Source organism: Citricoccus muralis, assembly GCF_003386075.1.
Classification (GTDB): domain Bacteria; phylum Actinomycetota; class Actinomycetes; order Actinomycetales; family Micrococcaceae; genus Citricoccus; species Citricoccus muralis.
Genome location: NZ_QREH01000001.1, coordinates 2,446,205 through 2,470,487 on the forward strand (window position 1 = coordinate 2,446,205; position 24,283 = coordinate 2,470,487).

Here is a 24,283-nt window from a genome sequence, read left to right on the forward strand (position 1 = left end):
GCGTTGCCAAGGGGAGAATCATGAGCATGGTGGAGACCACCACCGAACCGGTGAGCCACGGAGCCGGCCTGCCGGATGATCCGGAGCATCCGGACCATCAGCGCCACCTGCACCTGCACCGCCGGGGCCATGCGCCGCTCCCTCGCCCCCAGGATGCCGTTCTCACGGTGCGCGGCCTGGCGCCGGCCGACGTCGCCGAACGCGAGGAGAAGGGGCTCGTCAACCGTCAGCCGCGGGACACCTCCCGGTCCATCTGGACCATCCTGCGCGTCCACATCCTGACGCTGTTCAATCTGGCGATCGCCACCTGCGCCGTGGCCATCATCGTGCTGGGCCGCTGGTTCGACCTCGTGTTCTGTCTGGCCGCCGTGGCCAACGTGGTCATCGGCGTGATCCAGGAGTACTCGGCCAAGCGCAAACTCGATGCCATAGCCCTGCTCCACCAGGACGACGCCCACGTGCTCCGGGACGGCACCGAGCACCCCGTTCGGCTCGAGGAGATCGTGCTGGACGACGCGGTGGTGCTGCGCCGCGGCGACCAGGTCCCCGCGGACGGGGTGGTGCTGTCCGCCGACGGCCTGGACATCGACGAGTCCTTGCTGACCGGCGAGGCCGATGCGGTGGGCAAGCTCCCCGGTGATGCCGTCCTCTCCGGATCCGCGGTCCTCTCCGGGACGGGGTTGATCCGGGTCACGGCCGTCGGATCGGACTCCCATGCCTCGCGTCTGGCCATCGAGGCCCGCCGGTTCTCCAAGATCCCCTCCGAGCTCCGCGGCGCGCTGGACACGGTGGCCACCTGGCTGACCATCGCGCTGGTGCCCATCGCGGCGTTGATCGTCAATGGCCAGGTCCAGGCCGTGGGCGGCTGGGCACGTGCCCTGGAGCAGGACGCGATCGAACCGGCCGTGGTCGCTTCTGTCGCCGCGATCACCTCGATGATCCCGCAGGGCCTGGCCCTGATGACCACCATCTCCTTCGCCGTGGCCGCCCTCAAGCTGGCCCGTCAAGAGGTGCTCATCCAGGAGCAGCCGGCGGTCGAGATCCTGGCCCGGGTGGACACGGTGTGCCTGGACAAGACGGGCACCCTCACCGAGGGTCGGATCGTCTTCGACGGTTCCACGGACCTCACCCCCGCCACGCACCACGGCCAGCACGGCCAGTCCACCCCGTCCGGCGCGGACGACCTCCGTTCCGCCGGGTCACTGGTCCTGGGCTGGTTCGGCGCCGACGCGAACGCCAACCCCACCGCACTGGCCCTCGCGGAGGCCTACCCCGCACAGCCCACCGTGGCGCCCACGGACCAGGTGCCCTTCGCCTCGGAGCGGCGCTGGTCCGCCGTGGCCTTCGGCCCCACACCCCTGCACGACGCCGGCGCCGGCGCCGGCCGGGATATCTCGCGCGGCGATGCGGTGCACGGGGCCTGGGTCCTGGGTGCCCCGGAGGTCCTGCTCCCGGCGTCCGGCAACGGACTCGACGCGGACCGGCGCGCGCACATCGAGGCGCTGTGCCAGGAGACCACCAGCCGGGGGCTGCGCACCATGGTGCTGTGCCGCTCCACGGAACCGGCCGGCGTCGGGACCTGGTTTGACAAGGGCCGGGACCTGCCGCCCGCGCTGGAAGCCGTGGCACTGCTGACCTTCCGCGAGAAAGTGCGCGATGACGCCCGTGAGACGCTCGAGTACTTCCGCGAGCAGGACGTCGAGCTGAAGGTCATCTCCGGAGACCATCCCCGGACCGTCGCCGCGGTGGCCCGCGAGGTCGGCATGGACGTCCAGGGGGACGGTTATGACGCCCGGGACCTGCCCTCCGATCCCGAGGAGCGCCGGGTGGTGCTGCAAGGGCACTCCGTGTTCGGCCGGGTCTCTCCCGAGCAGAAGAAGGGCATGGTCAGCGCCCTCCAGCAGGACGGCCATGTGGTGGCCATGACCGGGGACGGCATCAACGACGCCCTGGCCCTGAAGACGGCGGACCTGGGGATCGCTATGGGCAACGGGGCACCGGCCACCAAGGCGGTCTCCCGCATGGTGCTGCTGGACAGCAGGTTCTCCCGCCTGCCCTCGGTACTGGCAGAGGGCCGGCAGGTCATCGCCAACATGGAGCAGCTGGCGCACATGTATCTGACGAAGACGGCCTATGCCGTGCTGTTCGGGGTGGTCTTCTCCCTGCTGGCCTGGCAGTACCCGCTGCTGCCGCGCCAGGCCTCCACCGTCGACTTCCTCATGATCGGCCTGCCGACCTTCTTCCTGGCCCTGGTGCCGAACCAGCGCCGTTACGTCCCCGGGTTCCTCGGACGCGCCCTGCGGTTCGCAATTCCCTCCGGCCTCGTCATCCTCGCCGGGCTGCTGGCCGTCAACGGGTACGCACACTGGTTCGCCGGCTTCTCGGGCGGAGCCACGGGGCCGGCCGACGCCGTGGGAGAGGTGTCCCTGCAACAGGTGCAGACCGCCTCCGTGATCACCCTGACGCTCATGGGCCTGTGGGTGCTGAACCTCATCTCCCGGCCGCTGACGAAGTGGAAGCTGTCCCTCGTGGCCGCGATGTACGCCCTGCTGCTGCTCGTCCTGCTGATCCCCGCGTCACGCGAGTTCCACCAGTTCGATATCCCGCCCGTGGACCTGACCCTCGCCGCCGTGACGATCGGTGCGGTCGCCTGCGTCCTGCTCGAGGGGATTCACCAGTTCCACCGACGGCGCCACGCCGCGCCGGCCACCTCACCGTGACGTCACGAACCCGCTGACGAGGGCGAACATTACGCCGCGTACTGCCCGGTAGAAGCCCTCCGCCGCTACACTCAGTAGCTTGCCAGCCGTGCCGCCGCGGCGGCGATGATGGCGACCCGTCCAGCAACCGTTCGGATCCCGATTCCAAGGAGCATCCCCATGGCAGCACCCAGCCCCGGCTATTCCATTTCCCTGCGCGTCGAGACCCCCGTGTCCTTCACCGCGACCTCTGACATCGCCACGGCCGTTGCCGGCACCGGTGCCGCCGTGACCGGCCTGGACGTGATCGAGTCGCACCACCGGTTCATGACTGTGGCCGTCGGCTGTGACACGGTGGACGCGGCCCATGCCGAGCGCGTCCGCGAGGCCGTGGACGCGCTCGAGGGCATCACCGTCCATGAGGTCACGGACCAGACCTTCCAGCTGCACGAGGGCGGCAAGATCGAGACCACCCTGCGCGTGCCGCTGCGCACCCGGGACGATCTCTCCCGCGCCTACACCCCGGGCGTGGCCCGGGTGTGCAAGGCGATCGCCGAGGACAAGGACCTGGCCCGCCTGTACACCATCAAGAAGAACACCGTGGCCGTGGTGACGGACGGTACCGCCGTGCTCGGCCTGGGGGACATCGGCCCGGAGGCCGCCATGCCCGTCATGGAGGGCAAGGCCGCCCTGTTCAAGCAATTCGCCGGCGTGGATGCCTGGCCGGTGGCGCTGGACACCAAGGACACCGAGGAGATCATCAGCATCGTCAAGGCCATCGCCCCAGCCTACGGCGGCATCAACCTCGAGGACATCTCCGCCCCGCGCTGCTTCGAGATCGAGGCCCGGCTGCGCGAGGAACTGGACATCCCCGTGTTCCATGACGACCAGCACGGCACCGCGATCGTGGTCCAGGCGGCCCTCACCAACGCCCTGAAACTCACCGGCAAGAAGATCGAGGACGTCACGATCGCCGTGGCCGGAGTCGGCGCTGCCGGTACCGCCATCATCAAGCTCCTGAAGGCCTCCGGCGCCCGCCACATCGTGGCCGCCGGCCGAGCCGGGATCATCGAGCGCGGCTCCCAGCATGCCGACGCCAACCGCCAGTGGCTCGCGGACAACACGAATGAGGAGGGCTTCTCCGGCTCCCTCAAGGAGGCTGTGGTCGGTCGCGACGTCTTCATCGGCGTCTCCGCCCCGAACCTGCTGGACGAGGCAGATGTGGCCGCCATGAACGAGGACTCGATCGTGTTCGCCATGTCCAACCCGGATCCGGAGGTACACCCGGCCATCGCATCGAAGCACGCCGCGATCGTGGCCACCGGCCGCTCGGACTTCCCGAACCAGATCAACAACGTGCTGGCCTTCCCGGGGTTCTTCCGCGGGCTGCTGGATGCCGGGGCCTCGGACATCACCGACGAGATGCTGGTGGTCGCCGCCGAGGCCATCGCCGGGACCATCACGGACGAGGAGCTGAACCCGAGCTTCATCATCCCCTCGGTCTTCGACCCGGAGGTCTCTCTCCGGGTGGCCGCGGCCGTGGCCGAGGTCGCCACCCCACGGAGCTGAGCACCCGTTTCCCGACGCGCGGGCCCCGGCCGGTTCTTCCGGTCGGGGCCCGCGGTGTCAGACCGGCAGCGCGGCGCTGAGGCGGGGGGCCGCCCTGGCCACCGGGCCGGGCAGCTCTCCGAACGCCGTGACCTCGACCGGCTGGCCACGCCGGGTGGACTTCTTCCAGGTCCCCACGGCATGGCCGCGGTGCAGCACCGTGCCCTTGAACACTCCATTGCGCCCGGGGACCACGAGCGCCTCCTCGTCCCTGGTCAGCACCGCGGAGCGGTCCTGGTAGCCGAGAACGATCTCGTCGAATCCAGGCAGCAGTATCGGGGCGGCGGTGGCGCGGGCCCGCTCTGCGTGCCGGTCCGGAAGATCCGGGGACATCCAGTGCTCCCGCCCGTCCACGTCCGCGGACAGCAGGTCCGGTTGGAGGTCCGCCAGTGCAACCCGGGCCTGGGTCTTGCCGATCTTGGACCACCAGCAGAAGTCCTCCACGGTGGCCGGGCCATGGGAGCGCAGGTAGCGCAGCAGCAGGTCGCGGACCCCGTCCTCCCGGTCTCGTTCCTGACCGGGCAGCCGACCTGGCGCGGCGCCCGGAGCCCGTGCAGAGCCGATCCACTCGGCGGCCAGCATGATGCGTTGTCCCCGTCCCTCGGTGGGGCCGAAACACAGCACCCCGCGTAGGGCGAGGAAGAAGATCAGGTGGTACCCGCGGCCCTCGTCCACGGCCAGTCCCTCCTGGGTGAACTGGGCCAGGAGCCCGGAACGGGTCAGCCCCGGGCCGGCGAGAGCGTGGACGGCCACAGCCTCGGCCCGTTCGAGGACGCCCGTGTCCAGGCCGAGCTCTTGGCGGCGCCGTTCGCTCGCCTTCAATGTCTGGGCCGCGGTGAGGTCCAGGATCCAGCCGAGGTCCTTGGCCGCCACGGCGAACAGGGTGCCTCGCATCGGCCAGGACCGGACGATGCTCCCCGCATCGTAGGCCTCGCGGACCGCCGCGGTGGACCGACCTGCGCTGCGCAGGGCCAGGGACACGGTGGACCCCGGACAGTCCTGGCCCTGGGTGCACGTCAGCCGCCGCGCCGCCTCGGTGGCAGTGGGCAGCGGATCGAACAGCCCCTGGGAGACCAGCCGCATCCGTGCCACCTGTTCGGAGCTGAGAATCAGCATGCCCCTCCTTCGCTGGGGAAAGTGTGCCACGGGCGCTGGGGACAGTGTGCCACGGCGTCCGAACAGCAGCGCCGCTCCCCCTCGGACTCGGCGCCATGCCTGAGGAAAAGCTGTGAATCCCCCGGTGCCGGGCTGTGCACCGATTGACCTGACTCCGCCCGCGGTGAAGACTCGGGACATACCCGAGCGGTCACCCCGCCACGGGCAGACGCCACAAAGGAGACGACATGAAACGATTGATCACCCTCGGCATCGGCGCGGCCCTCGGATACCTCCTGGGCAGCCGCGAAGGGCGCAAGAACCTCGACAAGTTCGCCAAGAACGCGCAGAGCTTCTGGAATGACCCGAAGACCCAGGACCAGGTGCAGAAGGCCACCACCGCCGTGAAGGACCAGGCGCCCGTGGTGGCGAACAAGGCGGCCGGCCTGGCGGACAAGGCCACGGATGCCCTGAAGGACAAGGCGCCTGGACTGTCCGAGAAGGCCAACAGCGCCGCCCACACCATGGCCGACAAGGGTTCCGCCGCGGCCCAGGACCTGGCTGACAGGGCCTCATCCGCCGCGGACAAGTCCGCCGGCAAGCACGCCTCCGGTGACAAGTCCGTCACCAATGATTCCGACACCCCGGCCACCGGCTCCGATGCGAATGCCTCAAGCGGGAACACCAACGTCAAGGGCGCCTCCGGAGACGTGGTCTCCGACCCGTCTCAGTCCCTCGAGACCGAGGGCGGCGGACCCGGACGCTCCTGACCCGACACCGTCCCACCACGCACCGGAACCCCGGTCCCCGCTTCAGGGGGCCGGGGTTCCTGCATACCCGGTTGCCGCCACGGTCTCGGCTGCCCTCACGGTTGAGTCTGGAGGGATTCACGCCAAAGGACACCCAGGGCGTGAATCCCTCCAGACTCAACGGGCTGGGGCGGGCTCGGGCTGACGATCGGCCCGACGCCGGCCCCGGCACCTCTCAGACGGCGGCGCGGTTCCGCAGGGTGAAGGATGAACCGTAGTGGTTCTGCGGCAGGTGGTCTCCGCGGCCGAAGAGCTTGTGGCGCATGGTGCCCTCTGCGTATTCGGTCTTGTAGCGGCCGAGCTGCTGCAGTTCGGGCACCACGAACTCGACGATGTCCTCGAAGGTGCCCGGGGTGATGTGGTAGGCGAGGTTGAAGCCGTCCACGTCGGTCTCGTCCTGGATCCGGGTGAGCTCACGGGCCACGGTCGCACCGGAGCCGACGATGACCGGGCCGAACCCGCCCACTCCGCACCACTCGGCGAGCTTGCGCACGGTCCACTCGATCGAGTCGTCGCCGGAGGCCTTCTTGAAGGTCTCCACGGCGGACTGGATGGCGTTGGACTGCACGTCCCCGATCGGCTCGTCGAGCTCGAACTCGGCGAGGTTGATGCCCATCCAGCCGGACATCAGCACCAGTCCGCCCTCGACGTCGATGTACCGCGTCAGCTCCTCGTACTTGGCCCGCGCCTCCTCGTCGGTGGTGCCCGTGACGATGGTCTGCATGGACATCACGCGGACGTCGTAGGGATTGCGGCCGGACTCGACCAACGCCTGGCGGATCTTCGCGGTGGTGCCCTTGATCAGGTCATCCGTGGGCGAGTTGATGAACACGGCCTCGGCGTGCTTGCCGGCGAAGGCCCGCCCGCGGGTGGAGGCGCCGGCCTGGTAGATGACCGGGGTCCGCTGCGGGCTGGGCTCGGTGAATGCGATGCCGGGGGTCTTGAAGTACGTACCCTCGTGCTCGATCCGGTGGACCTTGGACGGGTCGATGAAGATCCCGGACTCCTTGTCGTTGACGACCGCGTCGTCCTCCCAGGAGCCCTCAAGGAGCTTGTAGACCACATCGAGGTATTCGTCGGCGTGGTTGTACCGCTCGTCGTGCTCCATCTGGTCTTCCTGACCCATGTTGATGGCAGCGGAGGGCAGGTAGCCGGTCACCACGTTCCAGCCCACGCGGCCCTCGGTCAGGTGGTCCAGGGTGGCCAGGCGGCGGGCGAACGGGTACGGGTGCTCGTAGGCGGTGCCCGCGGTGACCCCGAAGGCCAGGTGCTCGGTGACGGCGGCCATCGGCGGGACCACGAGCATCGGGTCGTTGACCGGCACCTGGGTGCCGGCCTTGAGGGTGGCCTCGTCGGAGGAGCCGTAGACGTCATAGGGTCCGAGGACGTCGGCGATGAACAGGCCGTCGAACAAGCCCTGCTCCAGGGTCTGGGCCAGTCCAGTCCAGTAGCCCAGGGTGTTGTAGTCGCGGGCGCGGTCCTCGGGGTGGCGCCACAAGCCCGGTGACTGGTGCGCCACGCAGTTCATGTCGAAGGCGTTGAAGAGGATCTCGCGCTTGCCGGCGGCGGTGGTGGGCACGCCCTCGGGGAGATCGTTCGATCCATGGGCGTTCTCGTTGCTGGGGACAGACACGGTGGTGCTCCTTCCATCGGTCCTGGCGGTAGCACCTGTCCGGTTGCCCGGTGGTTGCTGCGGCGTCATCGAGCCAGATCTCTCGGCCGCTCTGGATGGGTACCCATCGATTGCACCACACCTCCGGGCGCGACCCCAACCGAGGTTCACGCGGAGTCACCCGGCGAGGACCACGATCGGATCCGTGGTCGGCGCCTCGGACCCTCCGGCCGGTTCCACGGTGACGGCGAGCGCCGCATCCACCGGAACGTCCTGCATCCGCACGAGGGCGAGGCCGTCCTGGACCTCCAGCAGTCCCGCCGGCCGGGGCGCCGTCTCGCCCTGGATCGTCCACATCTGGTAGTCGCGGCCCTCCGCGGGTTCCGGCAGGCCCCGCGCGGCCAGCACGGTCTCACCGGACGGGGCGCGGGCCACCTCGATCTCACCTCCGCCGGTCACCGGGGACTCCAGCCGCTCGGCCCCGTCCACCTGCAAGATCTGTTCGATCGCCGTGAGCTGATCGCCCTCGGTCACGCCGCCCGTGGGGGCCCACGGCTGGCTCACCACCACGGCCACGGCGACGGCGGCGGCTGCGGCGGCCGAGACCGCCCCCACCCACCAGCGGCGCGCGGCCGGCCGGCGTCGGGCACGGTGGCCGTCCAGATCGGCGACGCCGGCTCGTTCGGCGCCAGCGCTGGATCCGGTAGTGCCGTGTCCCGCCAGGGGCGAGACGTCGCCATCCGCAGCAGGCCGGGCGTCCTGGCCGTGCCCTGCCACGGCCGAGAGGACACGGTCCCGCAGGTCGGCGGGAGGCTCGGCCGGTGTGCTCACCGCCAGGCGGGCGACGGTGCTGTTGAGGGCATCGGCCCGGGCGCGGAGCACGGGGTCTGAGCGGAGCTGCTGCTCGATGGCGCGGCGCTCATCCTCGTCCACGGCGTCCAGGGCCCAGGCGGCGAGCAACTCGGCGTCGACCGCATTCTCGTTGTCGTTGTCGTTTTCGTTCGTCATGCTCCCACCCCCAAACAGTCCTGTAGTCGTTGGAGCGCACTGCGCATCCGGGATTTCACGGTGGCCAGTTTGGCCCCGAGTCGTTCAGCGACCTGCCGGTAGGTCAGTCCGCCGTAGTAGGCCTGCGTCACCGCTTCATATTCCAGGCCGGTCAGCGTGCCGAGGCATTCCGTCACGCGATCCCGGTCCTCCGCCGATTCCAGGGCCTCGGCGGCGTCGTCCCGGTCCCGCTCGAACCCGGCCACCCCGGCCCGTTCCTCCCGGTTCCGGCTGGACTGGGTGGAGCGGATCAGGTCGACGGCCCGGCGGTGGGTGATCGAGCAGACCCAGCCGACCACTGATCCACGGTCCGGGTCGAAGCGCTCGGCAGAGCGCCACACATCCACGAGGGCCTCCTGGGTGACATCGGCCGCGAGGTCCGCGTCCCGCACGATCTTCCGCGCCAGGCCGTAGGCCGAGGGGGCCACGGCGTCATAGAACGCGGCGAAGGCCTCCTGGTCTCCGGTGGCGCTGCGCCGGAGCAGGCCGACGAGATGGGCGTCCCGCTCGCGCGCGGCGCTGCGGCCGGGGCCGGTGCCTGCGGTGCTCGTCATGGCTCCACCCTATCCGGGCAGGGGGCCAGGCCCGGGCTACCTGTCAGGGGCGTCGTACAACATGGGTGGTGTCTTCATCCGCATGGCTTCTCCTGTGTTGGTCCGGTGGTGGGCCGGTGGTGGCCGGTCCGGTGGCCTGCTCAGCAGCAGGGTGCTGTCTGGTGTTCGGAGCCGACGGCCCTGCGGATGGGTCGGCGTCAGGCCTCGTCGGTGGTGCCGGTCTGGAGGTAGGGCACGGTGCGGGTCCCGTTGACCTCCCAATCGCCGACCATCCGGGCCATGAACACGGCCGGATCGTGGCTGGCGATGGTCCGGGCATTGCGCCAGTGCCGGTCCAGCTGCAGGTCCGTGCTGGTGGCGGAGGCACCGAGCGTGTCGAAGATCCGCGTGCACGTGTCCAGCACCAGCTTCGGCACCATCACATGGGCCCGGTGCGCCGTCAGTGCGGCGCGGTGCATCGCCTCGGCCGCGGCGCCGTCGCTGTCCATCCCGACGCCGGCCACGCGCCCACCCGGCACACCCTCCGGTCCCCCGCCCGGCTGCTCCTGCCCGACGCCGGCGAGTGCCAGTGCCGCATCCAGGTCCCGTCCGGCGGCGCGCACGAGTTCCTCTGCGGTGGCCTGCTGGGCGGAGAGCTCGCCGATGATCCCCAGCAGCTGGTCGTCCTCGCGCGGGGTCAGCCCGCCTCCGGTGTTCGGTGAGCGTCTCCGCCGCCGGGTCTGCTCCACGCCGTCACGCAGCGCGGCCCGTCCGATGCCCGCCAGCAACGCCATCAGGGTGGACTCGTGGTGCAGCGGGACCGGCCCGTCGGCGGGCGGCAACGCCAGCAGCTCCTCGACGCCGGCCCCGTGGAACTCCATGGTCCCCGTCCCGGTGAGGCGCTGTCCGAAGCCGTCCCAGTCGTCCTTTACCGTGATCCGCGGTTGCCGCACCCGCACCACGGCAAGCGCGACGTCGGCCCGCTGGGAGGCGCCCCGGCCGCGCAAGGCCGCGGCCGGCGTCGTGCCCAGAGATGTTGGCCCCTGGGATGTTGCGCGCTGGGATCCGGTGCCGCGGGGCAGGACCTTGCGCCGGAGGGCGCGGGAAACGCTGGGGTCCAGCCGGACGGTGGCCAGGGCCCACGTGGAGAAGATGCTGCCGGTGGTGTAGAACTTGTTGCCGCTGATCAGCAATTGCCCCGCCTCGTCCTGGGTCACGGTGGTCCCGAGCCCGCCGAGCGGTGAGTCGCGCCCCTCGGACAGGGCGCTACCGGCCACCTCCCCCTCGGCCACGCGCCGCAGCCAGCGGCCACGCACGGTGCCGTCGGGCTGGGCCAGCACATGCTGGACGAAGCTGAGGTGGCTGCGCAGCAGGTGGGCGGTGTTGGCGTCCACCGCGGCGAGATCCATCAGCAACCGGAACGCGTCCTCCTGGCTCGCACCCGCTCCCCCGGCGGACTCCGGGACGCTGAGGGCGCCCAGGCCCTGCTCCCGAAGCTGTTCGAAGGCCGCGAAGGGCAGGTGCCGGCCGGCCTCCCGGGGCAGCTCCCCCCGCGCCACCTCGGCGAAAGCCGGGGCGAAGCGGTCGGACAAGGTGGTGTAACGGGACGGCACGGACGTCATGTGAAAGCTCCATCGGTCCTGGCGGTAGCACCCTGGCCCCTGACGGGCGGGTTGCTGCGGCGTCGACGAGCCAGATCTCTCGGCCGCTCTGGATGGTGGTCCCCTCCATCAAGCCGGGTGGTGGTGCGCTGTGTCAAATGCGCCTTCCGGTATCGACCCGGCCTCGGCGGCCCGGGCAGTCATCGGAGGTCAGAGTGGGCGCAGGTGGCCCCATCGCCGGAGTTCCCGCGTCTCGGTGAGGTTGATCTCGGCCCACACCGCGTCGAGGGAGAGTCCGAGGACCTCGGCGATGGCGGCAATGGTCGGGAAGGCCGGCGTGGCGACCCTGCCTGACTCGATCTTCCTCAGTGTCTCGGGAGACACGCCGGCATTGAGTGCGACCTCGAGCATCGTGCGATTCGCCCGCGCCCGTCGCAACAGGGCGCCGAGGCGCTCTCCGCGCTCGATTTCCTCAGGGCCCAGCGGCAACCTCACCATGGATCTCATTCTATGACCGGGATAATATGACCGGTATAGTTATTGCCCCCTGGAGGACGTTGCGCATGATCGAGATCCTGACACCCGCCGAATTGGACCGGGCCCGAGACTCCGGAGCCCTGGTCGCGGAGATCCTCCGGACCCTGAGGAACCGGGCGCTCGTCGGCACGAATCTCCTGGCCATCGACGAATGGGCCCGCGCACTGATCGTCGAGGCAGGGGCAAGCTCCTGCTACGTTGACTACGAGCCCTCCTTTGGCAGAGGACCTTTCGGCCACTACATCTGCACGGCCGTCAATGACGCCGTATTGCACGGCAAACCACACGACTACACACTGGCGGACGGCGACCTGCTGACCCTGGACCTCGCGGTCTCCCTGCGCGGCATCGCCGCGGACGCCGCCATCAGCTTCATCGTCGGCCAGACCCGCCCCGCCGAAAGCGTCGCCCTGATCGACACCACCGAGAGAGCCCTGGCGGTAGGGATCGGCGCTGCTAGGCCTGGAGCCCGCATCGGCGACCTCTCCCACGCCATCGGAGCCGTCCTCCACGGGGCCGGATACTCCGTCAACACCGAGTTCGGCGGCCACGGCATCGGCTCCACGATGCATCAGGATCCCCACATCCCCAATACCGGACGGCCCGGGAGGGGCTACATCCTGCGCCCCGGCCTCCTGCTCGCCCTCGAACCGTGGGCCATGGTGGACACCGACCGACTCACCACGGACACCGACGGCTGGACACTTCGCAGCGCGACCGGTTGCCGCACGGCGCACAGCGAACACACGATCGCCATCACCGAGGACGGTGCCGAGGTGCTCACCGCATCCCCTTCGGTGCGCGCCTGACTCGCTCCGGCGTCATATTGCGTCACGCCGGCCCATCTCTGGACCCCCAGGCCGCAGCCGGGCCGCAAACGCTCCTAGATGACGTTCCATGACGTTTTGTGATCCATGCCGATGACGGGAAAATCACCGCCTTGAGTGGCTGCGACGCCTGCAGATCCGGTGGCCGAGACGTGTCCCGCGCTTGACATGGATACGGCGTTATCTGCTTCACTGGACGAATCAACCATCCAGAGCGGCCGAGAGATCTGGCTCAGTGACGCCGCAGCAACCTCCTGTATGACCCACGGGAAGGTGCTCATGCCAGAACCGATGGAGCGTGATTCACCGTGACTGCTCTTGCCGAGTCCGTGCCCGGTTCCAGCGTCCGCACGGCGCCGCCGGCCCAGACCGCCAGCCTCGCGGTGGAGTTCCGCGACGTCGGCCGGTCCTTCCCGACCATCGACGGCGCACGCACCGTGTTGCGGGACATCAACCTCACCGTGGAGCCGGGCGAGGTCCTGGCCATCCTCGGCGCCTCCGGCTGTGGCAAGTCAACCCTGCTGCGTGCCGTGGGCGGCTTGGACAGCGGCAGCACCGGGCAGATCCTGGTCGGCGGGTCCGCCGTCCGCCCCTATGACTCCCGCACCGCCGTCGGGTTCCAGGAACCCCGCCTCATGCCCTGGCGCACCCTCCACCAGAACGTGTCTCTGGGGCTGCCCCCGGGCATGGGACGGGCCGAGGGCCGCGAGAGCATCGACCGGCTGTTGGAACTGGTGGGCCTGGCCGAGCACGCCAGTCTCCGGCCCCGCGAGGTCTCCGGAGGGATGGCCCAACGCACCTCACTGGCCCGGGCCCTGGCCCGGCGGCCCGGCGTCCTCCTGCTCGATGAGCCGTTCGGGGCACTCGACGCCCTGACACGGCTGAAGATGCAGGACCTGTTGCTGGACGTCCATGCCAAGACCGCAACCACGGTCCTGCTGGTCACCCATGACGTGGACGAGGCCCTCCAGCTGGCCGACCGGATACTGCTGCTCGGCCAGGATCCCGCTCCGGGCGCCTTCCCCGGCGCGACCACCCGCACCGTGGTCACTGTTCCCGGTGAACGGCCCCGAGACCGCGGCTCAGCCGAACTGGCACGGCTCCGAACCGAGCTGCTCGGCGGCCTCGGCGTGGACGCCCACCGCCGCTAATCCGTCTCCCACACTCCGTACCCGATCAATCCCCGCGCCTCATCACCTGCTAGCCCGGGTCGCACCGCACCCTTCGAAAGGCACCACCATGCGCTCACGCATCACCCTCTCCGTCGCCACCCTCGCCATCGCGGCCCTCGCGCTTACCGGTTGCGTGGCCGGCGAGGGATCCGGTGGCGAGGCCGCCGAAGCCGGCGCCGGCGGTGGCGCCGAGGGCGGCGAGCTGAACATCGACTACGCCACGTACAACCCCCTCTCCTTGGTCATCAAGGAGAAGGGCTGGCTGGAAGAGGAACTCGCGGACGAGGGCGTCACCGTGAACTGGATCCAGTCCGCCGGCTCGAACAAGGCCAACGAGGCACTGCGGGCGGAGGCCATCGATGTGGGTTCCACGGCCGGCTCCGCCGCCCTGCTCAGCCGCGCCAACGGCACCCCCATCAAGACCATCAGCCTGTACTCCCAGCCGGAGTGGTCCGCCCTGGTCACCACCGCCGATTCAGACATCACCGAGGTCACGGACCTGGCCGGCAAGAATGTGGCGGCCACCAAGGGCACCGACCCCTACTTCTTCCTCATCCAGGCTCTCGGCGAGGCTGGCGTGGACGAGGCCGACGTCACGGTGCAGAACCTCCAGCATGCGGACGGCAACGCCGCCCTGAACAACGGGTCCGTGGATGCCTGGTCCGGGCTGGACCCGATCATGGCCGGGGCCGAGGCCGAGGGCGCCGAGCTGTTCTACCGCAACGTCGACTTCAACACCTACGGCTTCCTCAATGCCACGGAGTCCTTCCTCGAGGAATCCCCCGAGCTGGCCCAGGCCGTGGTGAACGTCTACGAGCAGGCCCGCGAATGGGCCATCGAGAACCCGGAAGAGACCGCGGCCATCCTCGCGGAGGTGGCGGGCCTCGAGCAGGACGTGGCCACGACCGTCATCGAGGAGCGGTCCAACCTGGACGTGGACCCGGTGCCCGGCCAGGCGCAACTGGACGTCCTCGAGGTCGTCGGCCCGATCCTCGTCGAGACCGGTGACGTGGCCAGCCAGGAGAACGTCGACAAGGCCCTGGCTGAGCTCCTCGAGCCCTCGTTCGCTGAAGAGGCCACGCAGTGAGCCCCCTCGTCTCCCCCGAACACCTGACCTCGGCATCTCAGCGAGCCGATGAGGCCGTGGGGCGCCGCAATCGGGGCGCGACGACGGCCGGCCGGGGCTCCGGCTCAGGGACCCGGGCCGGCGGTGGTCCGGCGACCGAGCGGGGCACCCGCGGGGTCCTGGGCACCCCGGGCGGTCGGGCCGTCGTCGGGCTTCTGCTGCCGGTGGTACTGGTCATCGCCTGGTGGGCCGCGACCGCCGCGGGGCTGTTCTCCCCGGTACAGCTGCCCTCGCCGGCTTCGGTCATCAGCGCCGGGATCGACCTGGCCGCCGACGGATCCCTGTGGCACCACATCGCCATCTCAGTGCAGCGCGTCCTGCTGGGCTTCGCCATCGGCGGAGTCCTTGGCCTGGTCATCGGCTCCATCCTCGGCCTGTCCACCTGGGCCGACGCCGTGCTCGCGCCACTGGTCGGTGCCATCCGCGCGGTGCCGTCGCTGGCGTGGGTGCCGCTGCTGATCCTCTGGATGGGGATCGGTGAGGATTCAAAGATCACCCTGGTGGCGATCGGTGCCTTCTTCCCGATCTTCACGAATGTGTATGCGGCGCTCAAGCACGTGGACCCGCACCTGGTGGAGGCCGGCCGCGCCTTCGGCTACCACGGCCTGCGCCTGCTGCGGACCGTGCAGCTACCCGCCGTGGTGCCGTCCGTGTTCTCCGGCCTGCGGCTGGCCCTCGCCCAGGCCTGGCTGTTCCTGGTGGCCGCGGAGCTCATCGCCTCCTCCATGGGGCTGGGGTGGCTGCTCAGCGACTCGCAGAACAACGGCCGCACCGACCGGCTGATCCTGGCGATCATCCTGCTGGCCGTCATCGGCAAGCTCACGGACGCGATCCTCGGCCTCGTGGAGCAGCGGGCGATCCGCCGCTGGTCCTGAACCCACCCTGACTGTTCGCCTGGGGGTCCTACAATGACGGCCGTGTCCACTTCTGAGCCCCTCCGAGATCCGTCCCGAACACCCTCCCGATTCAGCGAGACGCCCCTCGACTCCGAGTCGAAGACCCTTCGCGCCGCCGGAACGTGGACCGGTCAGCAACAGACGCGGGTGAGCGTCCGTGAGTTCGAGTTCACGGTGGACGAGCCCGAGGCGGTGGGTGGCCGCAACGAAGGTCCCACCCCCATGGAGTACCTCGCCGGGGCGGTGGATGCCTGCATCACCGTGACCGCGGAGCAGGTGGCCGCCCGCCGTGGCCTGGATCTGACCGGGATCAACACCTACTCGCTCGCCCGGCAGGATCGCCGCGGGCTGGCCGGCACCGCCGACGTCCAACCGTACTTCCACACCTACCGGCTGCAGCTGAGCATCGGCACGCCCGAGACCGACGCGACCGCCCTGCGGGACTTCGCGGCCGCCGTCGAGCACTCCTGCCCCGCCGTGAACCTGCTGCGGGACGCGGGCGCAGGCTTGATCGTGGCCTGGACCTTCGCCGGGCGGACCGTGGACCATGATGCCGAGGCCGCCTGCAACCAGGCCCTCGGCTACCAGCCGCGGATCGGCCCCGTGGACGCCCCGGAACCCGTGTTCACCTGCGAGAACGCCGACGCCGGCCGGGCACCTGAGGCGGACGCGTGACCGCGGCCGGCGTATGGACGATCATCCTGGCGCTGGCCTACACGGCCTGGCTCGTGGTCGGCGGGCGGATCATGGTCCGGCGCCAGGAGTCCGGCAAAGGCGGATTCTTCGTGGGCGGGCGCTCCTTCGGGCCGTGGACCGTGGCGTTCTGCATCACCGGGCTGTTCTCCGGTTCCTCCTACATCGCGATCGTGGAACTGAGCTACCGGACCGGGATCTCCGCCGTCTGGTACGGCGTGGCCGAAACCGTGCAGATCCTGCTGATCGCGCTGCTGCTCGTCAAGCCACTGCGGGAGAAGCTCGTGGTGACGGTGACCGGCATCATCGGGGACCGCTTCGGCCGTGCCGCGAAGGCCATCGGCTCGGTCATCACCGGGCTGACGTTCCCCATGTACTCCGTGGCCACCACCATCGCCTTCGCCTCCGCCCTGCACGTGGTGACGGACCTGTCCCTGCCGCTGTCCGTGGCCGCGACCGCCGTGGTCCTGCTGGCGTTCCTCTCCGGCGGCGGCATGCGCTCGGTCGGCTTCAGCCAGACCATGAACGTCATCATGATCGGGCTGATGTTCCTCGTCGGCGTCTGGGTGCTGCTCGCCGACCCGGGCTTCGGCGGCGCGGACGGGCTCGTGGCCCGCGCGGCTGCGGCGCCCGAGATGCTCGTCCTCTCCAACGCCGGCGTGTCCCTGATCGTGGCCTGGTTCGGCACCTTCATCATCAACGTGCCCCTGGCCCAGGCGGCCTTCCAGATGTCCATGTCCGCACGCACCCCGGAGGACGGCCAGCGGGGCCTGTACCGTGCCGCCGTCCTCGGCATCCCACTGATCCTGCTGGGCGTGGTCATCGGTGTGGCCGCCGCCCTGGTGCAGCCCGGCGAGGCCCTGCCGCTCGTGGCCATCCCCGAGTACATCGCGGGAGTGGTGCCGCCCTGGGCCGCGGGGGTCTTCTTCGTGGGACTGTGGGCCTGCGCGCTTGGCTGGGCCGGGCCCTGCCAGTTCTCCGGGGCCACCTCGCTGGGCAGGGACCTCGGCTCGGCGCTGAACCCCGCGGCCACGGAGCGGCAGCTGGTCCGCTACACCCGCGTGGCCCTGGTCGGGCTGACCGTGGTCATGGTGGTCTTCGCGCTGCTGCGCACCGAGGAGTCGGCGTGGTGGAACGTGATGGCCTGGACCTTGCGCAACGGGGCCACCCTGGCCCCGGTGCTCGCCGCGTTCTTCTGGCCGCTGGCCACCCGGTCCGCCGCGCTGACGGCCATGCTGGCCGGATTCGGCGCGGGCATGGGCTGGTACGCGGCTTCCGGTTTCCACGCCACCGACTTCTTCCTGGGCATGCACCCGGTGTGGGTGGGCATGACCGCCAACCTGCTGGGCATGGTGCTCGTGACGCTGGCACAGTCGGGCTGGCAGCTAGTGGCACCGGGCCGCGCGCGACAGCGCGGGGTGACGGCCGTCGTCGTGGCCGTGCTACTGGTGATGGCCGGTGCGGCGCTGTGGCCGTGGCTCGTGCAGTTCGGGCTGGTGGGCCTGGTCATGCTCGCGGCCATGATCACGGTCTTCGTGGCGGTGGTCCTGTTGACTGAGGGCGGCGGGGCCTCGAGGGCGGCGGGAGGCGGCCCGGACCTCGCGGACGAGGCCGTCCCGTCCCGTTCGGAGCCGGCTACCTGACCATACTGAGCGCGGGCCGGCCCCGGTGGGCCGGCCCGCGCTCAGTGCATCTCCCATTGCGCGTTGACGTCGATCAGAACACGATGATGGGCTTGAGCGTGGTTCCATTGGCGGAATCGGCAAAGGCCTGATTGATGTCCTCGAACGCATAGGACTTGGTCAGCTTGTCGAACGGGAACGTGCCGGCAGCATGCAGAGCGATCAACCGTGGGATGAACTCCTGCGGCACGGCGTCGCCCTCCACCACCATGCTGATCTTGATGCCGCTGAGCAACAGGGTGCCGATGTCGAACGGGGCCTCCGTGCCCAACTTCGCCGCTCCCACCAGGGCGCCGTGGCCTCGGGTGGCCAGGGACTTGGTCATCTGGGCGAAGACCGGCGGGACGCCGGTGGTGTCCAGGGCGTATTCCACACCACCGCCGGTGATCTCCTTGATGGCCTCGACCGGGTCCGTCTCCTTGGAGTTGACGGTATGGGTGGCGCCGAGTTCCTTGGCGAACTCGAGCCGCTCCGGAACGATGTCCACCATGATGATCGTCGTGGCGCCGGCGGCCTTTGCGGCCAGCATGCCGGACATGCCCACGGCGCCGGTGCCGAAGACCGCCACGGAGGATCCGGGCTGGGGCTGAAGGACGTTCAGGACGGCGCCGGAGCCGGTCATGATGCCGCAGCCGAGTGGGCCCAGCAGGTCCAGAGGCGCGTCATCGGGGACCTTGACGGCACCACTGGCCACCACGTTGGTGTGCTCGGCGAAGGAGGACTGTCCGAAGAAGTGGGAGCTGATCTCACCCGAGTCATCGGAGAAGGACTTCGAGCCGTCAGCCCGTCCGCCACCGAAGTTGCGGTCGTAGAAGTTCACGCAGAACATGGGGTGTCCGGCCAGACACTGCTCGCAGCGCCCACAGTAGGCGGGACCGAGCACGACCTTGTCGCCCGCCTTGAAACCTTGCACGTCAGAACCCACGGCCTCGACGATGCCCGCCCCCTCGTGACCCAACACGGACGGCAGCGGGACCGGGTACCACTGGTCCCGGACGATGGCGTCGGTGTGGCAGACACCTGAGGCGACGATCCGCACCTGGAGTTCGTCCGCGCGGGGAGCGTCAAGCTCCACGTCGCGGATCTCCAGGTCGGTCTGGGGTGCGGTGGCTACAGCTGCTCGGGTTTTCATGGACCGTTCCTATCGCTCGAAGGCCTCGTGGGCCCTCGGTCGGCTGGCGCGCAATGTGGATGCGGGGCGCGTCTTCCACGCAGAAGGGTGGCGCGTCCCTGTGACGACAGAAAGGGTCTAGTCCGCCCAACGGTTTAAGCGTAAACCTTTCCATTCAGTGGCGCAGTCTTTCCAGTCACGTCGCGGTGTCTCGCTCGTCACCACGGTAATCTCCCATGGCATGAGGATTCGGTGAACCCCCAGGACATCAAGACCCACCGCCCGCCCCACGTCTGCCCCTCGTCCGTTTCCCTCAACACACCAGGAGCCCACGCGTGAACGCCACCGACATCCCGCATCCCGACGGCGGCACTCCGGTCACCGACCCCGTCGCCGTGGCGCGGGTGCATGAGCGCCTGCTGGTCCCGAACTTCCCGCCCCGGGAACTGGTCTCGGTGGAGGAGCTGCTCGAGGACGTCGCCCGGCGCTCGGCCACGGTGCGCGTGGTCGGCGAGGCGTCGGACCCCGTGGCCGTGGCCATCACGGCCACCTTCACCGGCTCCCCGGCCGTGCTGCTGAGCTACGTCGCCATTCGCGCCGACCAGCGCGGACGGGGCGTGGGCACGGCACTGCTGTCTGGGTTGCTGGCCGGCATCACCGCGGACCCGGAGGTCTCCGTGGTGCTCGCCGAGGTCGAGCATCCCGCCCATCATCAGGCCCACCCCGTCCACGGAGACCCGGCCGCGCGGCTGCGTTTCTACGCCCGGCTGGGCGGGCGGATCCTGGAGGTGCCGTACTTCCAGCCGCCGGTCGACGAGACGCAGGACGCCGTCTACGGCATGCTCCTGCTGGTCCTGGCCCCGCCGGAGCGCTTCGTCCACGGTCAGCGGCTGCTGCCGGAGGCGGGACTGGCCGCTGCCCTGGAGGAGTTCATGGCCGGCGCCGATCCGAAGCAGTATCCCGTCGGCCCCGTGCTCGAGGCCGCCGGCCGGCCCGAGGGCGTCCGGCTGCTGCCCGTCGAGGAGGTGGGCCGCGCCCCGGTGGCCCACCGTCCGTGAGACCACCGCGTCCTCTGCATGTGTACCTGGCCTGCCCCGGGCCTGACCCCGGACCAGCCTGGACCTCCGCTGCACGGCTATGACATCCGGGTGGACTCCGCGTCGATGAAATGCTGCGCCCGCTGGAGGGTGTGCGAGGAGTAGGTGCCGCCAGCCCGCGCGTCGAGCAGGATGGACTGTTCCACGTCCACGAGCTGGCGGCGCAGTTCGCGGTGCTGCTGGGCATGGCCGTCCGGATCGTCGTCATTGACCATGGCGGCCAACGCCTCCGTGGCGGCCAGGCCCCGGCTCCGGGTCCGCTCCAGCACCTCGGGGGCGAAGGGTCTGCCGTTCTCCCGCAGCAGCGCCTGATTGTCCAGGAAGGCCTGGCGGGCGGCGATGATCTCCTCGGCCAGGCGGGTGACCTCACGGCCCTCGGCCTCCTCGCTGGTGCCCTTGATGCCGAGCACGCGGATCAACAGGGGCAGCGTGCCACCCTGGATCACCAGGGTGATGATGGCGACCGTGAAGGCGATCAGGATCAGTTCGGCCCGGTAGGGGATGTCCGAGGGCAGCGACTGGGCCGCCGCCAGGGTGACGGCTCCGCGCATCCCGGACCAGGCCAGCACGGCACCGCCACGCCACCCGAGGCTGTGGGTGGCCTGGAACTGCGCGTCCGCACGCCACCGCTGCAGCCGCGCCGCGCGCCGCGGGTTGGCCTCCTGATCGCCCTCGGCGACGGCTTCCAGGGCGGCGTCCAGATGCTCGGCGACCTCGGGGACCCTCCGCTGGCGGGCGCGAAGTCGGGCGATCAGCGGGACCACGAACAGGATGCGGACCCCGAAGAGGATCACGGTGCAGGCGGCCGCGAGGGCGACGGCCATCCACAGCCCCCGGCCGGAGGACTCGGCATCCGCGACGATGGAGGTGATCTCGAAGCCCATCAGCAAGAACACGCCGTTCTCCAGCAGCAACTGGATGGTTCGCCAATTGGTGCGGTCGGTGATCCGGTCCACGGCACTGAAGCGTTTGGGCGCCTGATGCCCGGTGACCAACCCGGCCGCCACCACAGCGATGACGCCGGAGGCGTGCAGGTTCTCCGCCGGCATGTAGGCCAGGAACGGCACGGTCAGGGAGATCGCCGTGGTGAGCACCGGCTGCTGGCGGATCCGGGAGCGGGCCCACACCGTGAGGGCCCCGACCAGTAGCCCGACCGCCACCCCCGCGATGACCGCGTAGACGAAGTCGCCGATGGCGCCCCAGAACGTGATGCTGCCGGCGGTGGCGGCAATGGCGGTGCGGAGCATGACCAGCGCCGTGGCGTCGTTGACCAGCCCCTCCCCCTCGAGGATCATCACCAGCCGCGGCGGCAGCCCCAGCTTCTTGCCGATGGACGTGGCGGCCACGGCGTCCGGTGGGCTGATCACGGCCCCCAGTGCCACCGCGGCGGCGAAGCCGATGTCCGGCAGCACCCACCAGATCAGCCACCCGGTGGCGAAGGCGGAGGCGATCACGAGCAGGACGGACAGGGCGCTGATCGTCTCGAGGTCCCGGCGGAAGTCCGTGATGGGGACGTTGACCGCGGCCGAGTAGAGGATCGGCGGCAGCGCGATCATGAGGATCCACTCCGGCTCCAGCAGGATCCTGGGCGCCCCGGGGATCAGGCTGCAGCCGATGCCGACGATCACCAGCAGGATGGGTGCGGCCACGCCCAGCTTCGGGGCGAAGAGTGAGACGAGGACGATGATCAGGACGCCGGCCACGGCCAGCAGCGCGAATTCTTCCATGGGGCCTCCCCGTTCAGGTGTCATGGCGTCACCGATGCCCGTCCAGACTAATCCCGGTGCCGTAGCACGGCTTCACCGGTTTGGTCCGGCCCCGGGGCCCGGACGTACAGTGGAATCGACCATCCCGAGCGGCCGAGAGATCTGGCTCTGTGACGCCGCAGCAACCCGTGGTCGACGCCGGCCCCTTCCGGGGCGCGGTTTCGGCCACCAGGTGCTACCGCCAGATTCGATGGAAAGAAGGTTCTGTCTTGTCTGTTGCCCCGAACACCACCACCGCCGGAACTGGCGCCTTCCCGACTCCCCTGCCGGGCCCCTTGCCGGACGGTGTCCTGAACTCCGCCGACACCACCGTCCATCCCGGCCGTCCCGCGAACCTGCTGCACGGCGGTCTCGGTGACGGCCAACCGGTGGACGAGGCTGACCGTCTGGCCTTCTGGGATCAGGCCGCGCGCCGCCTCGACTGGGACACCGAGTGGCATACCACCCACTCGTGGACAGCCCCGGCCCCGGAGGCCGAGCGCGGTCCGGAGATCCGCTGGTTCGAGGGCGGCACCCTCAACGTGGCGGTGAACTGCGTGGACCGTCACGTGGACGCCGGCCGCGGGGAGAAGGTGGCCCTGTACTTCGAGGGTGAGCCCGGCGACCGCCGCGCCGTGACCTATGCGCAGTTGCAGAAGGAGGTCAGCCAGGCCGCGAACGCGCTGATCGAACTGGGCATCGGGAAGGGCGACCGCGTGGTCGTCTACCTGCCCGTGCTGGTGGAGACCATCGTCATCACCCTGGCCTGTGCCCGGATCGGCGCCGTGCACTCACTCGTGTTCGGTGGCTTCTCCGCTGAGGCCTTGAAGTTCCGCGTGGAGGACACCGGTGCCAAGCTCCTGGTGACCTCCGAGGGTCAGTTCCGCCGCGGGAAGGCCGTCCCGGTCAAGGCCAACGCGGACGAGGCCGTCTCCGGCGAGAACAACATCGAGCACGTGCTGGTGCTCAACCGCACCGGACACACGGACTCCGGCGAGGTCGCTCTGAACTGGGTCGAGGGCCGGGACGTCTGGTGGCACGAGATCGTGGACCGTCAGCCCGAGACCCACACCCCCTCGTCCTTCGACGCCGAGACTCCCCTGTTCATCATGTACACCTCCGGCACCACCGGCCAGCCCAAGGGCCTGGTGCACACCTCCGGCGGCTACCTGGTGCAGACCTCCTGGTCCTACGACTACCTGTTCTCCAACCCGGATGTCACCGAGCGGGAGCAGGACGTCCACTGGTGCACAGCGGACCTGGCCTGGGTCACCGCCCACACCTATGAGATCTACGGGCCACTCTCCAACGGCGTCACCCAGGTCATCTACGAGGGTGTGCCAAACGCCCCGCACGCAGGCCGCCACTTCGAGGTCATCGAGCGCTACGGCGTCACCAGCTACTACACCGCGCCCACCCTGGTCCGCTCCCTCATGGGCTGGTTCCCCGAGGGCATCCCCACTGATTACGACCTCTCCTCCATCCGTCTCGTCGGCACCGTCGGCGAGGCCGTGAACCCGGAGGCCTGGACCTGGGCGCGCACCCAGATCGGCCGGGACCGGCTGGCCGAGTTGGACCGAGAGGCACAGGCCGAAACCGGCGACGCCGGCACGCAGGTCCCCCGCGATGGTTCCGTGGGCGTGCCCATGGTGGACACCTGGTGGCAGTCCGAGACCGGGGCGACCATCCTCTCCCCGCGGCAGGACGATGAGCGGTTCAAGCCCGGCTGTGGCTCCCGTCCCTTGCCGGGCGTGGACGTGGCCGTGGTGGATGACTCCGGCGCGCCCGTGGCCGCCGGCCTGCAGGGCAATGCCGTGATCACCCGCACCGGTCCCTCGATGGCACGCACCGTCTGGGGCAATCCGCGGCGCTACTACTCCTCCTATTGGAAGGACTACGCCGAGCAGGGCTGGTTCCTGGCCGGGGACGGCGCGAAGTATGACGAGGACGGGGACATCTGGATCCTGGGCCGCATCGATGACGTCATCAACATCTCCGGCCACCGCCTGTCCACCATCGAGATCGAGTCGGCACTGGTCTCCCACCCCGGTGTGGTCGAGGCCGGCGTCTGCCCTGTACCAGACGCCAAGACCGGGCACGCCGCCGTCGCCTTCGTGGTGGCCCGTGCCGGCTACGCCGAGGGACGCGCGCCCGCCGAGGAACTGCGCCAGCATGTGGGCACCGTGATCGGCCCGGTGGCCAAGCCGCGGGACGTGGTCTTCGTGCCGGACGTGCCGAAGACGCGATCCGGCAAGATCATGCGGCGCCTGCTCACCCAGCTCTACGAGGGCACTGCCCTGGGGGACACCACGTCCCTGCAGAACGAGCCGTGCGTCGGGCAGATCGCCGACGTCATGGCAACGCGCCGCTGAACGGTTGAGTCTGGAGGGATT

At 69.8% G+C, this 24,283-nt stretch carries 19 protein-coding genes and 4 riboswitches; of the genes, 11 read left to right on the forward strand and 8 right to left on the reverse strand.

From position 1 onward, the window contains the following. Window positions 1-20: 20 nt before the first annotated feature. Both C8E99_RS10840 and C8E99_RS10845 read left to right on the forward strand, forming a co-directional pair. On the forward strand, window positions 21-2,720 hold the full coding sequence (locus tag C8E99_RS10840) for an HAD-IC family P-type ATPase (RefSeq protein ID WP_245952261.1): 2,700 nt from the start codon (window positions 21-23) through the stop codon (window positions 2,718-2,720). A gap of 159 nt (window positions 2,721-2,879) precedes the next feature. After that, the gene (locus C8E99_RS10845) at window positions 2,880-4,268 is read left to right on the forward strand and encodes an NAD(P)-dependent malic enzyme (protein ID WP_115932300.1); all 1,389 of its coding nucleotides are present in this window, start codon (window positions 2,880-2,882) and stop codon (window positions 4,266-4,268) included. Window positions 4,269-4,325: 57 nt separating this feature from the next. Here C8E99_RS10845 and C8E99_RS10850 read toward each other — a convergent pair whose 3' ends face one another. Beyond that, window positions 4,326-5,423 carry a winged helix DNA-binding domain-containing protein gene (locus tag C8E99_RS10850; protein ID WP_170144584.1) on the reverse strand — a complete coding sequence of 366 codons (1,098 nt, stop codon included), beginning with the start codon at window positions 5,421-5,423 and terminating at the stop codon, window positions 4,326-4,328. A gap of 227 nt (window positions 5,424-5,650) precedes the next feature. Between C8E99_RS10850 and C8E99_RS16055 the strand changes: the two genes are divergently transcribed. Next, complete coding sequence (locus C8E99_RS16055) at window positions 5,651-6,172, forward strand: YtxH domain-containing protein (RefSeq protein ID WP_211309031.1); 522 nt, start codon at window positions 5,651-5,653, stop codon at window positions 6,170-6,172. A 214-nt stretch (window positions 6,173-6,386) separates the two neighbouring features. Here C8E99_RS16055 and C8E99_RS10860 read toward each other — a convergent pair whose 3' ends face one another. From C8E99_RS10860 to C8E99_RS10880, 5 genes are all read right to left on the reverse strand, one after another. Next, a complete protein-coding gene (locus C8E99_RS10860; protein WP_281269081.1) occupies window positions 6,387-7,790 on the reverse strand; it encodes an LLM class flavin-dependent oxidoreductase in 1,404 nt (467 codons plus the stop codon). Window positions 7,791-7,854: 64 nt separating this feature from the next. After that, window positions 7,855-7,946, reverse strand: a riboswitch (SAM riboswitch). Window positions 7,947-8,000: 54 nt separating this feature from the next. Then, window positions 8,001-8,831 carry an anti-sigma factor gene (locus C8E99_RS10865; protein ID WP_115932302.1) on the reverse strand — a complete coding sequence of 277 codons (831 nt, stop codon included), beginning with the start codon at window positions 8,829-8,831 and terminating at the stop codon, window positions 8,001-8,003. Next, on the reverse strand, window positions 8,828-9,424 hold the full coding sequence (locus tag C8E99_RS10870) for a sigma-70 family RNA polymerase sigma factor (RefSeq protein WP_115932303.1): 597 nt from the start codon (window positions 9,422-9,424) through the stop codon (window positions 8,828-8,830). Before C8E99_RS10870 ends, C8E99_RS10865 begins: the two co-directional genes overlap by 4 nt. A gap of 197 nt (window positions 9,425-9,621) precedes the next feature. After that, window positions 9,622-11,025 carry an acyl-CoA dehydrogenase family protein gene (locus C8E99_RS10875; RefSeq protein ID WP_115932304.1) on the reverse strand — a complete coding sequence of 468 codons (1,404 nt, stop codon included), beginning with the start codon at window positions 11,023-11,025 and terminating at the stop codon, window positions 9,622-9,624. A 6-nt stretch (window positions 11,026-11,031) separates the two neighbouring features. After that, window positions 11,032-11,124, reverse strand: a riboswitch (SAM riboswitch). Between the two features lie 90 nt (window positions 11,125-11,214). Continuing rightward, entirely contained in the window at window positions 11,215-11,502 is a 288-nt protein-coding gene (locus tag C8E99_RS10880) for a helix-turn-helix domain-containing protein (RefSeq protein ID WP_115932305.1), read from the reverse strand. 65 nt (window positions 11,503-11,567) lie between these two features. Between C8E99_RS10880 and map the strand changes: the two genes are divergently transcribed. The 6 genes from map to C8E99_RS10910 all read left to right on the forward strand — a co-directional run bounded on the left by map (window position 11,568) and on the right by C8E99_RS10910 (window position 17,898). Further along, window positions 11,568-12,350: a type I methionyl aminopeptidase gene (map, locus tag C8E99_RS10885; RefSeq protein WP_115932306.1), complete on the forward strand. Its 783-nt coding sequence runs from the start codon at window positions 11,568-11,570 to the stop codon at window positions 12,348-12,350. A gap of 220 nt (window positions 12,351-12,570) precedes the next feature. Beyond that, a riboswitch (SAM riboswitch) is annotated at window positions 12,571-12,666 on the forward strand. A 10-nt stretch (window positions 12,667-12,676) separates the two neighbouring features. Beyond that, entirely contained in the window at window positions 12,677-13,519 is an 843-nt protein-coding gene (locus C8E99_RS10890) for an ABC transporter ATP-binding protein (RefSeq protein WP_211309032.1), read from the forward strand. An 88-nt stretch (window positions 13,520-13,607) separates the two neighbouring features. Further along, window positions 13,608-14,627, forward strand: a complete 1,020-nt coding sequence (locus tag C8E99_RS10895; RefSeq protein WP_115932307.1) for an aliphatic sulfonate ABC transporter substrate-binding protein — start codon at window positions 13,608-13,610, stop codon at window positions 14,625-14,627. After that, a complete protein-coding gene (locus C8E99_RS10900; protein ID WP_245952262.1) occupies window positions 14,624-15,541 on the forward strand; it encodes an ABC transporter permease in 918 nt (305 codons plus the stop codon). Before C8E99_RS10895 ends, C8E99_RS10900 begins: the two co-directional genes overlap by 4 nt. A gap of 42 nt (window positions 15,542-15,583) precedes the next feature. After that, window positions 15,584-16,237 (forward strand): OsmC family protein, encoded by a 654-nt coding sequence (locus C8E99_RS10905; RefSeq protein WP_170144585.1) that lies wholly within the window; start codon window positions 15,584-15,586, stop codon window positions 16,235-16,237. Then, complete coding sequence (locus C8E99_RS10910; protein ID WP_115932309.1) at window positions 16,234-17,898, forward strand: sodium:solute symporter family protein; 1,665 nt, start codon at window positions 16,234-16,236, stop codon at window positions 17,896-17,898. Before C8E99_RS10905 ends, C8E99_RS10910 begins: the two co-directional genes overlap by 4 nt. 73 nt (window positions 17,899-17,971) lie before the next feature. Here the strand turns inward: C8E99_RS10910 and C8E99_RS10915 are convergent, their stop codons facing one another. Continuing rightward, a complete protein-coding gene (locus C8E99_RS10915; protein WP_115932310.1) occupies window positions 17,972-19,069 on the reverse strand; it encodes an NAD(P)-dependent alcohol dehydrogenase in 1,098 nt (365 codons plus the stop codon). Between the two features lie 314 nt (window positions 19,070-19,383). Here C8E99_RS10915 and C8E99_RS10920 point away from each other — a divergent pair, with 314 nt between their 5' ends. Next, window positions 19,384-20,106, forward strand: coding sequence for a GNAT family N-acetyltransferase (locus C8E99_RS10920; protein ID WP_115932311.1), 723 nt, complete (start codon window positions 19,384-19,386; stop codon window positions 20,104-20,106). A 77-nt stretch (window positions 20,107-20,183) separates the two neighbouring features. Here C8E99_RS10920 and C8E99_RS10925 read toward each other — a convergent pair whose 3' ends face one another. After that, on the reverse strand, window positions 20,184-21,872 hold the full coding sequence (locus tag C8E99_RS10925; RefSeq protein ID WP_115932312.1) for a cation:proton antiporter: 1,689 nt from the start codon (window positions 21,870-21,872) through the stop codon (window positions 20,184-20,186). A 116-nt stretch (window positions 21,873-21,988) separates the two neighbouring features. Next, window positions 21,989-22,108, forward strand: a riboswitch (SAM riboswitch). A gap of 141 nt (window positions 22,109-22,249) precedes the next feature. Here C8E99_RS10925 and C8E99_RS10930 point away from each other — a divergent pair. Further along, on the forward strand, window positions 22,250-24,262 hold the full coding sequence (locus C8E99_RS10930) for an AMP-binding protein (RefSeq protein WP_425452927.1): 2,013 nt from the start codon (window positions 22,250-22,252) through the stop codon (window positions 24,260-24,262). Window positions 24,263-24,283 lie beyond the last annotated feature (21 nt).